Annotated in this window: 14 protein-coding genes and 1 pseudogene; 7 read left to right on the top strand and 8 right to left on the bottom strand. The window is 42.2% G+C overall.

Annotation, left to right across the window (positions count from 1 at the left end; all coding sequences use genetic code 11):
• Positions 1–45: 45 nt before the first annotated feature.
• Both F957_RS03585 and F957_RS03590 read right to left on the bottom strand, forming a co-directional pair.
• The gene (locus tag F957_RS03585; protein WP_016542488.1) at positions 46–681 is read right to left on the bottom strand and encodes a TetR/AcrR family transcriptional regulator; all 636 of its coding nucleotides are present in this window, start codon (positions 679–681) and stop codon (positions 46–48) included.
• Between the two features lie 107 nt (positions 682–788).
• Positions 789–1,439, bottom strand: a complete 651-nt coding sequence (locus F957_RS03590; protein WP_004656756.1) for a TetR family transcriptional regulator — start codon at positions 1,437–1,439, stop codon at positions 789–791.
• Positions 1,440–1,751: 312 nt separating this feature from the next.
• Between F957_RS03590 and F957_RS03595 the strand changes: the two genes are divergently transcribed.
• From F957_RS03595 to F957_RS03610, 4 genes are all read left to right on the top strand, one after another.
• The gene (locus F957_RS03595) at positions 1,752–2,777 is read left to right on the top strand and encodes a flavin reductase family protein (protein ID WP_016542489.1); all 1,026 of its coding nucleotides are present in this window, start codon (positions 1,752–1,754) and stop codon (positions 2,775–2,777) included.
• Positions 2,778–2,810: 33 nt separating this feature from the next.
• The gene (locus tag F957_RS03600) at positions 2,811–3,953 is read left to right on the top strand and encodes a fatty acid desaturase family protein (protein WP_171068325.1); all 1,143 of its coding nucleotides are present in this window, start codon (positions 2,811–2,813) and stop codon (positions 3,951–3,953) included.
• 97 nt (positions 3,954–4,050) lie between these two features.
• The gene (gene rph / locus F957_RS03605) at positions 4,051–4,767 is read left to right on the top strand and encodes a ribonuclease PH (RefSeq protein WP_005277792.1); all 717 of its coding nucleotides are present in this window, start codon (positions 4,051–4,053) and stop codon (positions 4,765–4,767) included.
• Between the two features lie 309 nt (positions 4,768–5,076).
• Positions 5,077–7,257: a phosphocholine-specific phospholipase C gene (locus F957_RS03610; RefSeq protein WP_016542491.1), complete on the top strand. Its 2,181-nt coding sequence runs from the start codon at positions 5,077–5,079 to the stop codon at positions 7,255–7,257.
• Between the two features lie 68 nt (positions 7,258–7,325).
• On the opposite strand, the gene F957_RS03615 is transcribed toward F957_RS03610, so the two are convergent.
• A complete protein-coding gene (locus tag F957_RS03615) occupies positions 7,326–7,562 on the bottom strand; it encodes a hypothetical protein (protein WP_016542492.1) in 237 nt (78 codons plus the stop codon).
• A 195-nt stretch (positions 7,563–7,757) separates the two neighbouring features.
• Between F957_RS03615 and F957_RS03620 the strand changes: the two genes are divergently transcribed.
• Positions 7,758–7,949, top strand: coding sequence for an ABZJ_00068 family colistin stress protein (locus tag F957_RS03620; RefSeq protein ID WP_016542493.1), 192 nt, complete (start codon positions 7,758–7,760; stop codon positions 7,947–7,949).
• Here the strand turns inward: F957_RS03620 and nadC are convergent.
• Positions 7,946–8,791 carry a carboxylating nicotinate-nucleotide diphosphorylase gene (nadC, locus tag F957_RS03625; protein ID WP_016542494.1) on the bottom strand — a complete coding sequence of 282 codons (846 nt, stop codon included), beginning with the start codon at positions 8,789–8,791 and terminating at the stop codon, positions 7,946–7,948. The two genes, F957_RS03620 and nadC, sit on opposite strands and share 4 nt — an antisense overlap.
• Before the next feature lie 145 nt (positions 8,792–8,936).
• Here nadC and ampD point away from each other — a divergent pair, with 145 nt between their 5' ends.
• Together ampD and murJ are read left to right on the top strand one after the other, a co-directional pair.
• Positions 8,937–9,530, top strand: a complete 594-nt coding sequence (gene ampD, locus F957_RS03630; protein WP_016660542.1) for a 1,6-anhydro-N-acetylmuramyl-L-alanine amidase AmpD — start codon at positions 8,937–8,939, stop codon at positions 9,528–9,530.
• 62 nt (positions 9,531–9,592) lie between these two features.
• Positions 9,593–11,143, top strand: coding sequence for a murein biosynthesis integral membrane protein MurJ (murJ, locus tag F957_RS03635; protein WP_171068324.1), 1,551 nt, complete (start codon positions 9,593–9,595; stop codon positions 11,141–11,143).
• Between the two features lie 48 nt (positions 11,144–11,191).
• Here murJ and F957_RS03640 read toward each other — a convergent pair whose 3' ends face one another.
• The 4 genes and pseudogenes from F957_RS03640 to F957_RS03655 all read right to left on the bottom strand — a co-directional run bounded on the left by F957_RS03640 (position 11,192) and on the right by F957_RS03655 (position 15,676).
• A complete protein-coding gene (locus tag F957_RS03640) occupies positions 11,192–11,875 on the bottom strand; it encodes an FKBP-type peptidyl-prolyl cis-trans isomerase (protein WP_016542497.1) in 684 nt (227 codons plus the stop codon).
• 42 nt (positions 11,876–11,917) lie between these two features.
• Positions 11,918–12,508: pseudogene (locus tag F957_RS03645) on the bottom strand (FKBP-type peptidyl-prolyl cis-trans isomerase); the annotation flags it as partial.
• Positions 12,509–12,604: 96 nt separating this feature from the next.
• Positions 12,605–13,312: an FKBP-type peptidyl-prolyl cis-trans isomerase gene (locus F957_RS03650; RefSeq protein ID WP_016542499.1), complete on the bottom strand. Its 708-nt coding sequence runs from the start codon at positions 13,310–13,312 to the stop codon at positions 12,605–12,607.
• Between the two features lie 177 nt (positions 13,313–13,489).
• On the bottom strand, positions 13,490–15,676 hold the full coding sequence (locus F957_RS03655) for a polysaccharide biosynthesis tyrosine autokinase (protein ID WP_016542500.1): 2,187 nt from the start codon (positions 15,674–15,676) through the stop codon (positions 13,490–13,492).
• Positions 15,677–15,682: the final 6 nt, after the last annotated feature.

Below are 15,682 nucleotides of genomic sequence, written 5' to 3'. Positions count from 1 at the left end.
CCCATGTTCAATCAAAAAAGGACTGCAATTGCAGTCCTTTTTTATTTAGATTTGATCCATTTGCAGGTCTTTTAAGTCGATCTGAACTTTCTGTGTCGGTAGCGACAAGGCCTGATTGACGTATAGATTAATCAATTTCTCACGTGAGCCAATTGAACGCTGGTAATAGCTTGAGTTCAATAACAACGCCGCGCCGTAAGTCAGTGACCAGATATAAGACAGGTAATCCCGAATCGACATATCGTAGTTTTGTGATTTTAAATATTTTTCCGTCATATCTTTCAACGAGACAATGCGCTGTTGGCGAATGGCATACAGCTCATCAAACAAATGCTTTAACTTCGACTCAGTCATGGTCAGATGCTCTTCTAACTGATGCAGCAAAATGGTACGACTCGGTGAGGTTAAATGATAAAGCATATAGCGTGGTGCATACTCTTTGACATCGGTATTGTATTTGTCTGAAATTTTTAAAATTTCTTTTTCATTTTGAATAATGAGCTCCAACAGCAACTCATTTTTGCTACGGAAATGTTTGTATAAGGTGCCCTTGGCAATATCCAGTTCAGCAACCAGTTCATCTAGGGTCATTTCTTGGTTGTTTTCTAATAACAGCTTTTCCGCAACCTGCAAAATTTTTTCTTTACGAATTAAGAACTGAGTATGACGATCAGGATTCATGATGCTTATAAGCTCCTCATAGTGTTCTACACTGCGTTTACATTAGTGTCTAATGCATCATAACGCTAAGCAATGCTTTTATATATCAAACTTTGGTTTGTATCCGGTCAAGCGTTTTGGGGTTCCCAGTTGGAGATACCACTGAAGAGTAAACGGACTTGCGTCGCTGCATTGTCAATAAACAGGTTTTGTTGTTCGAGTAAATGATCAATGCTGAATTGTTTCGGCAGATTGATCCAGGTCATGGCCCATGTAAACGACATATTAATCAAAATGGTCGAGAGTACCTGCAAGTCCTTGGCTTCTTTAATATGTTTAAAGGTTTCCAGTTTGCACAGATCAATGGCGAGGTCTTCAATCAAAAACTCAATTTCACGGGCAATCGCGATACGCACCGTCTCTGAACCGCCCCAACGCTCTGCAATCATAAACTGCCATTGTTGTGGGCTGTGATTGACCGCTTGTACAAACAATTCAATGCTGGTCCGAGTTTTGGCCGAACCGCTATGTTGTAAATAGCTCTGCCCCAATTGGTGAATCAGACTTTTTAAATGCAAAGAGACCTGATCAACCAGCTCTTGTCCAAGCGCATCCATATCTTGGAAATGACGATAAAACGCAGTCGGCACTAAACCCACTTCGCGAGCAACTTCGCGCAAACTAATGCTACTAAATGAGCGCCCAGCAGTGCTGAGATGAAGTGCTGCATCGAGTAAAGCCTGCCGACTCTGTTGTTTTCGTTCATCTCTAATCGACATGAATAAGACTCATTGAAACCGTACAGCAGAGTCTAGCAAAAAAAACAGAAACTTTTTAGTCCTTGTCCATTGCTAAATGCCAATGTTTTTGATCTTTCTCTGATCAAGCCCCATTTGGTGTGAGCTCAAAGCATGCGTAATTTTTTATTTTTTTCCTTATTTTAAAAGGCTTATCAAAAAGTATAAAAAATATCCAAAAAATTAGTGAACAAGTGTTGACTCAGTGAACACAAATAAATATAGTGTACACATGTTCACTACATGAACATTTGTTCACTCAATATAAATAGCCAGATACAAAACGAGGAACGTATGAACGCAGAGTTAAGTTATCAGCCACATTGGATTCGAGAAGATTTTGTTGATTTTATTTTGCAAAAGATAAAGCCAACTTTTGCTTGGAAGCGGACACTTGCAGAAGTCACTGCGGTACAGCCACTTAGTTCGGATATGGTGTTATTGACCTTAAAGCCAAATCATAATTTTGATATTCGCCAAGTTCAAGCAGGTCAAAGTGTATTGATTACCCTAATGATTAATGGGGTATATCAGCAACGTAGTTATTCGATTATTGATGTAACTGCACAGGGTGAAATCCGTCTGGGCATCAAAGTCCAAGGAGTGGTGTCTAAAGCTGCTCAGCAACTTCGTGTTGGCGATCACTTTGAGATTTCGCAAGCACAAGGTGATTTTGTCTTGCACCAAGGTCAGCAGCCCGCCGTGCTGATTGCATCGGGTTCAGGCATTACCGCGATTTATTCTTTATTGCAACAAGCATTACAACAGCAACTCGAAGACATTTATGTGTTGTATTTTAACCGTGCTGAAGTGTTTCATCAGGACATCTTGGCCTTGGCTGAGCAATATCCACAGTTGCACTATCACTTCTTTAATACATCGGTACAGAAACAACATTTAGATGCTGCATTGTTAGAAACCTTAGTTCCGAATTTTAAAGATGTAAAAGCCTATGCCTGTGGTCATCACAGCATGATGCGCCAAGCACAAGACATTTATACACAGCAGGGTGCTGCGGAAAACTTCCATCAAGAATTTTTCCAACCTGTACAAATCGAGCATTCAAGTGAGGCTCAACCGATTAGTTTCCGTCGTGCGCAACAGAATTTTATTGCCACGACCAATTTGCTGAGTAGTGCAGAGCAAGCAGGGTTACGCCCACAGCATGGTTGCCGCATGGGTGTATGTAACCGCTGTAGCTGTACCAAAGTCAGTGGCGTTACCCAAAACGTCATCACGGGTGAAATTGATGATCAACCGAATCGTCCGATCAAGTTATGTGTAAGCCAGGCGCTTAGCCCAGTCACGATTGATCTATAAAAACAAAGATATTTGAGGATGAATAGCATGAATATGGCATTAGAATTTAAGACTGTATCAAAGTCAGCGCATTTAACCCCTGAACAAGTAGAAGAGTTTGGTCGCCGTGTCGAGGAAATTCGCTTAGAGGTGATGCAGAATCTCGGCGAGCAGGATTCAAAATATATCTATAAAGTGCGTAATTTTGTACGTTATACCGAAATCGCGTCACGTGGCATGTTAATGTTCGGTGGCTGGATTCCACCGGTATGGTTGTTGGGAACCGCGATGCTGGGTGTCTCTAAAATCGTCGAGAATATGGAACTTGGACATAATGTGATGCATGGTCAGTTTGACTGGCTCAATGATCCAAGCTTGCGTGGCGAAGACTACGATTGGGATAACACCTGCTCAGGTAATGACTGGCGCTACACCCATAACTACATGCACCATACCTATACCAATATTGTCGGTAAAGATCATGACGTGGGTTATGGCATTTTACGCGTGACTGAAGATCAAAAATGGGAAGTGCGTCATTTGGCCAATATCCCATTGGCCTTACAGCTGATGTTCTTTTTCCAGTGGTATGTCGGTGTGCAAAACCTGCATTTAGAAGATGCACTGGTCTATAAAACCAAAACTTGGAAACAGGTCTGGGCGGATGCGGCCGAGTTCCGTAAAAAAGCCAGACGCCAAGTGTTGAAAGACTATGTGTTCTTCCCAGCGATTGCCACCATCAACTTTATTCCAGTATTAGCAGGCAATGCCGTTGCGAATATCATGCGTAACTTATGGTCATCTGCGGTGATTTTTAATGGTCACTTTACCGAAGATGCTGAAACCTTTGAAGCGGATAATACCGAGAACGAAACCAAGGCGCAGTGGTACCTTCGCCAGATTCGGGGTTCAAGTAACTTCACAGGTGGCAAATGGATGCACTTTATGAGTGGAAACTTGAGCCATCAGATTGAACATCATTTATTCCCCGATATGCCAGCCAATCGTTATGAGCAAGTTGCACCACAAATCAGAGCCTTATGTGCTGAATATGGGGTGAACTATAACGAAGCTAACTTCATGAAACAGTTCTGGACGGTGTGGGTACGTTTAGCCAAATGTTCATTGCCCAATGATCTGTCAGCACAGTTGGCACAAGGGTGGAGCACCCTTAAGTCAAAGTTTAAGTTTGCTTAATTCGGTGAATTGTAACCAATAAGTAAAACTGAAAGCATACGTAATTGAGCTATACTATGGCGCAATGATATTTGAGCCATAGTTTTAAGGAAACGTTATGCGTATTGACCAAAGAACATTAGACCAATTACGTGAGGTCAAAATTACCCGTAACTATACTCGTTACGCAGAAGGCTCAGTTTTGGTTGAGTTTGGTCATACCAAAGTGTTGTGTACCGCAAGCATTGAGAACTCAGTCCCTCGTTTCCTCAAAGGTCAGGGCCAAGGTTGGGTCACTGCGGAATATGGCATGTTACCGCGTTCTACCCATACCCGTAGCGATCGTGAAGCGGCGCGTGGTAAGCAAACAGGTCGTACCCAAGAAATTCAACGCCTGATTGGTCGTAGCTTACGTGCTATGGTGGATTTGAAGAAATTGGGTGAGAACACCATTACCATCGACTGTGATGTAATCCAAGCCGATGGCGGCACACGTACTGCAGCGATTACCGGCGCAGCCGTGGCTTTGGTTGATGCGATGAACGTATTGCTCAGCAACAAAAAAATTAAACAAGATCCATTAAAAAGCTTAGTCGCAGCAATTTCAGTCGGGATGTATCAAGACGAAGTGCTACTCGATTTATGCTACGAAGAAGATTCAAATTGCCAAACCGATTTAAACGTGGTGATGACTCAGGCGGGCGAATTTATTGAAATTCAGGGAACGGCAGAAGACAAACCGTTTACGCGCCAACAGTGCAATGCCATGTTAGAGCTTGCAGAAAAAGGAATCGCGGAATTGATTCAGAAGCAACAGCAGGCACTCGGTTGGTAAATTCCAGTTGATAGTGCGGGCGGTCTGGTTTTTTTAGACCGCCTTTTTTTTTATCTATTTTTTTGTCATCGAATTGCGATCAAATCATCATCGAACTGTCATTTAGATTGTATTGACTATCTGCACTGATATTTAACGGATAGTCAAATGCGAAATTTCTTTTTAGCGTTACTTGCTGGCAGCTGCGTGTTACTCAGCGCTTGTAACGACAGTGACGACAATAATAACTCAACGTCAAATCCGCAGCCGCCACAGCCAAGCTGCAAAATCCACTGTGCACCCTAACAATAAAAATAAGGAAATGAGTTCATGAATCGTCGTGATTTTTTATTAAATTCAACCAAAGCTTTATTTGGAACAGCCGCACTGACCAGTTTTCCCATGAGTATTCAAAAAGCCCTTGCGATTGATGCCAAGGTCGAGAAAGGGACGATTAAAGATGTCAAACATGTGGTGATCTTGACCCAAGAAAACCGCTCTTTTGATAATTATTTTGGCACTTTGAAAGGGGTACGCAGTTTTGGTGACCGCTTCACCATTCCTTTAAGCCAAGGTCGTAAAGTTTGGGCACAGTACGATGCCAATAAGAATACCGTCTATCCGTATCATCTCGACAGCAGTCGTGGCAATGCACAGCGCGTCCGTGGTACGCCACATTCTTGGACTGATGGTCAATTTGCTTGGGATCACGGCCGTATGGGCAGTTGGGTGCAGTATAAGCAACCGCAATCGATGGGTTATTACAAACAACAAGAAGTCGAATTTCAGTTTGCCTTAGCCAATGCCTTTACCCTGTGTGATGCTTATCACTGTGCCATGCATACGGGCACTAACTCGAACCGTATGTTTATCTGGACGGGAACCAATGGCCCAACAGGTGCCAATGTCGCCAGTGTGGTCAATGATCTCGATGCCATTGGCCCATCGACTACAGGTTATGACTGGACCACTTATCCTGAGCGTTTACAGCAAGCAGGGGTCAGCTGGAAGGTGTATCAAAATATGCCCGATAACTTTACTGATAATCCATTGGCCGGGTTTAAACAGTATCGCCGTGCCAATGAGTTATCTGGCAAACCTGTCAATAACAGCAGCATTTGTCCGCCTTATGATCCAGCAATTGATGCTCAGCAACCTTTGTACAAAGGCATTGCCAATACCATGCCCGATGGTGGTTTCTTGGGGACATTCAAGGAAGACATTGCCCAGGGACAATTACCGCAAGTGAGTTGGTTGGTGGCGCCTGCCACTTATAGTGAACACCCAGGGCCATCAAGCCCCGTGCAAGGCGCATGGTATATCCAAGAAGTACTGAATGCCCTAACTGAGCGCCCTGAGTTGTGGAGTCAGACCGTTTTTCTGATTAACTTTGATGAAAATGATGGTTTCTTTGACCATATGCCTTCACCAAGCGCACCGTCAATGGATACAGCAGGTACGGTCTATGGTAAGTCGACACTGAGCAAAGAACAGATGTCTTATGAATATGCGACACATGCCAAAGCCTCTGATGGACAGCCTGATTTCACCGACCCGAACGTCAGTAATGGGGTCGGGGTCTATGGACCAGGTATTCGTGTGCCGATGTATATCATTTCACCGTGGAGTCGGGGGGGCTGGGTCAATTCACAAGTGTTTGATCACTCCTCGGTGATTCGCTTCTTGGAACAATGTTTTGATGTGAAAGAGCCGAATATCAGTCCTTATCGTCGTGCAGTGTGTGGTGATTTAACCTCAGCATTTAACTTTAAAACACCAAACTTACTGCCTATGCCTGATTTATCTGGGAAGAAGAGCAAAGCTGAGGCCGATGCGATTCGTAAAGCACAGGAAAGTTTGGCGCCGGTCAGCCGTCCGCTCAGCCAGACCGATCCAGTGCAGGAGATAGGGATTCGTCCATCACGGGCATTGCCTTATATACTGCATAGTAGTGCCAAAGTTGATGCCACAGCCAAAACAGTCAAACTGATGTTCTCGAATACCGGCACACATGCGGCCGTGTTCCATGTCTATGACAAATTGAATCTGGATGCCGTTCCACGCCGTTATATGGTGGAAGCAGGTAAGCAACTGGATGATATTTGGCAGACTAAAGACAATCAGTATGATTTGTGGGTGTTGGGACCAAATGGTTTTCACCGTAGCTTTAAGGGTAATCTGACGCAGACAGCTCAAATTCAGGCACTCCCTGAAATTCGCGTCTGTATGGAAGAATGTGACCCTAAACTGTTTTTAAAAGTGCGTAACGATGCTGCAAAAACAGTGAAACTGGTGGTCAAAGCCAATGCCTATCTGGTCAATAAAACTTGGCAAATTGAAACGGCCACGACTGAAAAAGAACTGAGCTGGGACATGACTGAGTTTGGTGGTTGGTATGATTTTACCGTCACGATTGAAAATGATCCGAGCTATAGTCGCCGTTTTGCGGGTCGTATTGAAACCAATGAGGACTCAATTTCTGATCCTTATATGGGCTTTTCGGGCAGCTAAAGCTGTTAGGGCACATGTTAAATCAGCAGTTTAAGCAAATGCTTAAACTGCTTTTTATGAGCTGAAAATTAGCGCAGTAAGACATAAAGACACAGTGCAAGCAGCAGCAACACACTGATAAAACCCACCACAAATACTTCAGTACTGTCAAAATCTACCCGTTGCCCCAGACGATAACAGCGAACCACCCCATAGCCAATGCTACGAATGAAGCCTTCCAAAATAATCTCAAAAATCAGATCAATGATGAGAAAACGGAACAGCTTAAACAGCACATGAAACACAGCTTCGAACAGGCTATCCATCGTTATTATTTTAATAAATTGAGCTGTTTAGCATTTTAAGCTTACATAGAGCGAAATGAAAGTAGACACAAACACATCATCGTCAACAAATAGCGCACTGAGCATTTGCATGTTGTAACAAAGCCCTCAGATTTGGCTCATGTTGCTTTGATAGATTGAACACAAATTGAAATGAAGTATTTTTAGGGGATAACGATGTTACAAGTTTTTCTAGTTTTACTGACCGCAGTAACGTTTGTGCTGATGGCGGCAGATCCACGACCGACTGATTCGACCGAAGCCAAATCAGCGTGGAGTGAGCGAGTTGCAACAACGCAACCAATTCAGACAGAGACGGCTGCTCAGCAACAGCCTATAAAGCAGCAAAAAGACCTTGATCAGGCTTAAGCGTTAAAACGCATCGATAAATCAACGGCACGCACGTCTTTGGTCAATACGCCCATTGAAATGTAATCCACGCCAGTCGTTGCCACTTCACGTAAATTGTCGATGGTAATGTTACCTGAAGCCTCTAATTTACAGCGACCTGCAACATGTTTGACTGCATCAATCATCTGTTGCTGGCTAAAGTTATCCAGCATCACAATATCCGCACCTGCTTCAAGTGCTTGATTGAGCTCATCCCAAGTTTCGACTTCCACTTCGACCGGTTTACCAGGTGCAATTTCATGTGCTTTACGAATCGCTTGAGCAATGCCACCTGCGGCCATGATGTGATTTTCTTTAATTAAGAAAGCATCAAACAAACCTAAACGGTGATTTTGTCCGCCACCGATGGCAACTGCATATTTTTGTGCAATGCGTAGACCAGGCAAGGTTTTACGGGTATCCAGCAGTTTGGTGTGTAGACCCTCGAGTTGTTGCACATAGCTTGCTGTTTTTGTTGCAACTGCAGACAGCGTTTGGATGAAATTCAGTGCAGGGCGCTCTACGGTAAGTAAACTACGTGCTGAACCTGCCAGTTTTAAAAAGGCTTCATTTGCTGCAATTACATCACCTTCTTGTTTTAACCAAGTCACTTGAACTGAGCTGTCATAGGCTTGAATCAAGGCATTAACCCAAGGTTGACCCGCCAATACCATCTCTTCACGGCTAATAATGGTGGCTGTGGCTTGTTCATCAGCTGGTGTGAGCAGGGCGGTGATATCGCCCTCGCCAATATCTTCCTGTAATGCTTGTTGAATATTGATTTGAATAGATTGTTCAAGCAAAGATTGAGGAATACTCATACCAGTTCCAGTATATGTTTGACTAAAAAACGTGTGCCATATATTAACACCCTCCCCATAAAAAATAAGTATTTGATCTCGATTATTCGTGATAAAGCATGTCAGAATGAGTGAGATAAATATTCAATTGCTGATTCGAGTCACCATGCAACACGCTAGATTTGCTCAAGTACAAGATGGAATCTTAGAGGGTGCAACTCAAATTGCCTCGCCTAATTTTAATGCACGCCCTCTCGATACCGAGATCCAATTGATCGTTATTCATAATATTAGTTTGCCACCTTCACAGTTTGGTGGCGGCTATATCCAGCAATTCTTTCAGAATCAACTGGATTGGTCGGTACATCCTTATTTTCAAACCATTGAAGGGATGCAGGTCTCAGCACATCTGTTAATTTTGCGCACAGGCGAAGTGATTCAGTTTGTGAATTTTAATGATCGTTCGTGGCATGCTGGTCGTTCCAGTTACCTTGCACAAAAAGAATGTAATGATTATTCGATTGGAATTGAGCTGGAAGGGAGTGATGATTTACCTTTTGAGCCTGAACAATATCAAGCTTTAGTTGAAGTGGTCTGTACTTTGCAACAGGCATATCCAAAGATTCAACATCATATTGCAGGTCATTCTGACATTGCGCCAAAACGTAAAACCGATCCCGGTGAACACTTTGATTGGCAATTATTCCGAAATTTACTGGCTCAACAAAAATTAGCCGAAAAAACAGTATCGGATTTATAATTTCACAACGAAATCTGTTCGGACTTTCATTACAATAACGCTTTTTAAAAGATAAGCCGTAGGTGAATGCGATGGCATTGTGGCGATCGACTGTAATTGTCAGTGCAATGACGATGTTATCTCGAGTGTTGGGTCTAGTCCGTGATGTGGTGCTACTCAATGTATTTGGTGCAGGCAAGGACTTTGATACCTTCGTTGTTGCCTTTCGTATTCCCAACTTTTTTCGACGCTTATTTGCAGAAGGGGCTTTTTCCCAAGCCTTTATTCCAGTTCTGACTGAATATAAGACCAGCCGTGCCCATGCCGAAGTCCAGATTTTAATTAGTCGGGTGTTTGGCTGTTTGCTCACGGCCATGTCTTTATTGACCTTTGTGGCGATGGTGGCTGCGCCGGCGATTATTTATTTATATGCGCCGGGCTTCCATAACGATCCTGAGAAATTTGAGCTCGCCGTGGATATGTTTCGCCTGACCATTCCCTATTTAATGTTTATGTCATTGACGGCTTTTGCCAGTAGTATCTTAAACAGTTATGGCTCATTTGCTTCACCCGCATTTTCGCCTGTATTGCTGAATGTGGCGATGATCGCAGGGGCGTGGTGGTTAACGCCGTATATGGCGGAACCGATTATGGCGCTGGGTTGGGCGGTGGTCGCGGCGGGTGTTCTACAGTTGGCGATTCAGATCCCTGAATTATGGAAAAAGAATTTACTGATTCCACCTAAAGTTGATTTCAAACATGAAGGTGTAGATCGTATTTTAAAACTGATGTTACCCGCTTTGTTTGGGGTGTCAGTGACTCAGATTAATTTATTATTAAACACCATCTGGGCATCGTTTATGCAGGATGGTTCGGTGTCATGGCTATACAGTGCTGAACGTATGACCGAGTTACCATTGGGACTGATTGGTGTTGCAATTGGTACCGTGATTTTACCTTCATTGTCGGCGCGTCATGCCGAGCAGGATCAGAGCAAATTTAGAAGTATGATCGACTGGGCGGCCAAGGTGATTATGTTGGTTGGTATTCCTGCCAGTATCGCGCTATTTATGCTATCAACCCCAATTATTCAAGCCTTATTCCAACGTGGTGAATTTACCGTGGAAGATACGCGAATGACTGCCTTGGCCTTGCAATGTATGAGTGCAGGGGTGATCTCATTTATGTTGATTAAAGTCTTCGCACCAGGTTTTTATGCACAGCAAGATACCAAAACACCTGTCCGTGTTGGTTTAATGGCGGTTGCAGCCAATGCCATTTTAAACGTGGTGTTTATTGGCTTTTTTAAATTGATTGATTGGCATGCCGAGCATATGGCACTGGCATTGGCATCTTCAGGTTCTGCTTTGGTCAATGCGGGGATGTTATATTTCTATTTGCATAAACGTAATATTTATCGTTTTGGTGCGCATTGGAAGAAATTGGTATTTCAATATGCGGTTGCCAATATCGCCATGATTGCAGCCTTGTGGTACGGTTTAACCTGGTATCAAGGCGATATTTCGCAATGGCTACGTATTGCTGAAGTGATTGGCTTGTGTGTCATTGGTGTCGTTGCTTATGCACTAGGATTATTGGCCACGGGTTTCCGACCAAGACACTTAAAACCTTAAATGATATTGATTTAAAAAATTAAACCCTCCATGTGGAGGGTTTTTTTATTATTTCACTTCAAGTAATTCAATATCAAAAATTAAGGTGCTGTTGGGCCCAATCGCATCGCCAGAACCGACATCACCATAAGCGAGATTTGCGGGAATAAAGAAACGGCTTTTGCCACCTTCCTTCATGGTTTGAACACCCTCAGTCCAACCTGAAATGACCTGACTCAGCTTGAACTCAAGTGGATGGTTACGTGCAATTGAACTGTCGAACACGGTGCCATCCAGTAAACGGCCTTCATAGTTTACTTTAACCGTTGACGTCGCTTTGGGTGATTTACCTTGACCTTGCTGTAACACTTGATACTGCAAACCTGATTTGGTTGTGACAATATCTGCTTTCTTGCCATTTTCAGCTAAGAAGGCTTTGCCTGCTTGATCATTTATTTGTGCTTGTTCTTGAAACTCAACCAGTTGTTTGGCCTCTAGGCGCTTTTTATATTGATTTAGAACTGTCGCCATTTCTTCATCGGTTAATGACGCTGCCTTCCCTTGAATGGCTTCTTGCAAACCTTGTACAAAGGTTTCGATATTTAAATCTTTTAAGGTTTCGGCATTGCCACGCCCCATAAGATAACCGTAGCTATAGCCCAATTGATCTTTTTGTGAACTCTTTTGTGTAATGGGTGCAGCCTGAACCGTTCCGAGGGTTGCAGTAATTAAAATGAGCGCTAATCTTTTCATTATTTCTTCCAAAAATAAAGGAGAGCACAGGCTCTACTTGAATCACTGACGAACAGCGATTAATTCTACATCAAAAATTAAGATGCTATTGGGTGGGATCGAAGCAACCCCTTGTTCACCGTAACCTAAGTTCGCAGGAATATAAAGTGTTGCCTTGCCACCTTCTTTCATCAACTGTAAGCCTTCGGTCCAACCGGCAATGACTTGATTCAGTGGAAATTCAATCGGTTCACCTCGCTCATAAGAACTATCAAAGACAGTTCCATCGATCAGTTGACCTTTATAATTTACTTTGACAGTAGAGCTTAGCTGAGGTGACTGGCCTTTACCCACTTGCGTCATTTTATACTGTAAGCCTGATGCTGTCGTTTTGACGCCTTCTTTTTTAGCATTTTCTGCAAAAAACCGTTGGCTAACGACTTCTGCCTGCTTAGAAGCTTGGCGTTGTTGTTGTTCTAGGGTTTTTTGGAATTCAGAATAAGCGACTTTTAATTCCTCATCGGTATAAGTTGCAGGCTTTTTGGCATAGGCATCGCGTATCCCTTGGATAAAGGATTCTACATTTATTTCAGATGGTATTTGTTGTTTAATCTCATAGCCTAAAGCATAGCTAATTTTATCAACAGGTGCTGCCTGAACGGTTCCGATGGCTGTACTAATTAAAATGAGCACTAATCTTTTCATTATTTTTTCCAAAAATAAGGAGAGCACAAGCTCTCCTTAAATCATTTACTTAACAGCGATTAATTCAACATCAAAAATTAGCGTGCTATTTGGTGGGATCGAACCAGGAACGCCTTGTTCTCCGTAGCCTAAGTTTGCTGGAATATAGAATGTTGCCTTACCACCTTCTTTCATCAGTTGTAAGCCTTCCGTCCAACCCGGAATCACTTGATTGAGTGGGAATTCAACGGGCTCACCACGGTCATAAGAGCTATCAAACACTTTACCATCAGTGAGTTGGCCTTTGTAATGGACTTTTACAACAGACGTTGCAGCAGGTTGCTTACCTGTACCTTCTTTGGTGATTTTATATTGTAAGCCAGAAGCTGTGGTTTTCACGCCCTCTTTCTTGGCATTTTCTGCTAAGAAACTATTGTTGGTCGCTTCTGCTTTTTTAGTCTCATTGGCTTGCTTTTGTTGGAGCTCTTTTTGGAATTCGACATAAGCCGCTTGTAACTCTTCTTCTGTGTATGCCGCAGGTTTTTGAGCATGTGCATCACGGAAGCCAGTAATAAACGCACTGGTTTCTAATTCAGGTGGGGTTTGTTTTGCGACTTCATAGCCTAATGCATAACTGATTTTTGCAACAGGTGCAGCATTTTTGTCAGCTTTAGCACCAAGTTCAGTTGTTGGGTTTTTAGTAGCATAGTAAACAGGAACTAGCGCTGCACCGCCTAAAACGGCTGCGACAACGAAAGGTAAAGCTTTACTCATGAGATGTCCCAAAGTGAGATTTTAATAAAAAATATACTCTTGATCTTAGCATGTATAAGCTTAGGCATTGAATAATTAACAGCAAAAATGCGTGAGTTTTTTATAAGATTTATGTGTTTAAGTATAAAAAAACCAGATCGTGAGATCTGGTTTTCTAACAAGCAAATGGTGATTGGCTTAATCCTCTTTATGCGCTTTATACGCATATGAATAGTTATAACCATAACCATATCCTGCACTTGAACGCTGGATATCGTTCAGGATAAAGCCATTGACTTTCACATTGGCTTGCTCAAAGCGACTTAAACTCAGTTCAAGTTCCTTCATTTGCGACTTGGCATAACGCGCAACAAGTAAATTCACACCTGCATATTGAGAAATAATAATACCATCTGTGACTGCTAACACAGGTGGAGTATCAATAATGATATGATCATATTGTTGGCTGAGTTGCTCCAATAAGGCTTTAAATTGTTCTGAACCGAGCATTTCAGATGGATTGGTTGGGCTTTTACCTCGTGTAATCACATTTAAACCAACCACATCCGTTTGGTGGATGACTTGGTTTAAATCAGCAAGATGACTTAAATACTCAGACAAACCTGGTTTTACATCTATATTAAAATATTTATGCATATAGCCACGACGCATATCCGCATCGATCAGTAAGACTTTTTTATTACTTTGAGCAAAAATTGTGGCTAGGTTGGTTGAGATAAACGATTTACCAACTTCAGGCGAAGGGCCTGCAATCATAATGATATTATTTTTAGCACTTGCTAAGGCGAAATGAATCGCGGTTCGAATACTACGTAAGCTTTCAACAGCAATATCATCACTATGTTTAACAGCAAGAATAGGAATAGATTTCTTTTTCTTTAAAATGTTGATACGTGTTTCTTGAACTGGTGAACGCGGTACAGTGGCATAAACTGGAAGATCAAACTCACTCTCAATTTGAGTTGAATCTTTCACACCCGTGCGTAACATATTACGGAGTAATGCAATTAAGGTCCCAATAAAACCACCCGCAAAAATGGCAAGAATCAAAACCAAGAGTTTTTTCGGTTTAATTGGTTCAACGGGCTGGATTGCGGTATCGACAATACGGACATTGCCAATCTCACCTGCTTTGGCAATACGCAGTTGTTGGTAGGAGTTTAATAACGCAGTGTAGAGTTGGGTTTTGACTTCAACTTCACGATACAGTTGTAGGTACTGTCTTTGCACATCTGGCAATTGTTTTAAGGTATTGTTTAATTCAGCGATTTGTTTATTTAATGCATTAATTTGAGCATTAATTTCACGCATTGCCGGATGTTGGGCTGTGTACTTGGCTGCGAGGTCTGCTTGTTGTTGTTGTAATTCAATTTTTTTGGTTTCTAAGGCAATGCTTTGGGTCAGATACAGTTCAGACTCTTTGGTGACATCGACAGTATTATATTGTTGACGGAATTTATTGAAGACACGCTCTGCATCATCCAGTTGCTTTTTAAGCTCAGGGAGCTGTTCATCAAGAAATTTTAAAGTTTGTGCTGACTCAGCTGAACGACGTTCAATGTTTTGTGCGCTATAGGTCACTAAGATTGCATTAAGAACTTTGGTGATATGCTCTTGATCTTGTCCTTGATAGCTGAGACCTAAAATACCAGTGAGTTTTCCTCTTTCTGCAACGGAATAGTTAGAACTTAGTGTATCAACAGCCGCAGGCATAGATAAATTTTTAATATTATAGGCTGTATCTAATAATTGATCCTTTGTAAAAATGCCAACTTTCCATGTGCCTTTAGCCCCCATGACTTGATTTAACTGATTAAGGGGGACTGTTAGGACGACCTCTTCAGTTTTAGGGTCGGTTAAACGTAAAGACTGTTTATCAAAATTCAGAGAGAGTTGCTTGTCGAGGTAATAAGAAGGCACTTCAAATTGACGGATTTCAAAGCTTTTGAGACCATCGTTAAATATCACTGAGTTTTTTGTATAGTTCGTTTGATAATCTGTATTGTTTAATAAACGATGACTAAGAGTGTCTTCGGTACTCGAAATTTCAATATTAAGATGTAAATCTCTAATAACAGACCCTAAAACCAGACGAGATTTTAAAATTTCAATTTCAGCTTGAGCTGGTGATTTTTGCTCAATCATTTGAGAAAGATCACCTAAAAGAGCAGCGGATGCTCCTTTACTGTCTTCAACCTGTACTAAAGCATCAACAGAATAGGTGTCTGGTGTAACACGGAGATACAGTAAAGCGATGACTAAGCTTAGAATAATACACAATGCAACGAGCTTCCACTGCGCGATGAGGGCAAAGAACAGCTCTTTGAGGTCAATGGTATCTTCAGTATTGGTATTTTGGCTCATAATCTT

The sequence above is a fragment of the Acinetobacter gyllenbergii CIP 110306 = MTCC 11365 genome (assembly GCF_000413855.1).
Classification (GTDB): Bacteria; Pseudomonadota; Gammaproteobacteria; order Pseudomonadales; family Moraxellaceae; genus Acinetobacter; species Acinetobacter gyllenbergii.
This window is presented reverse-complemented; position numbering and strand designations above follow the sequence as displayed.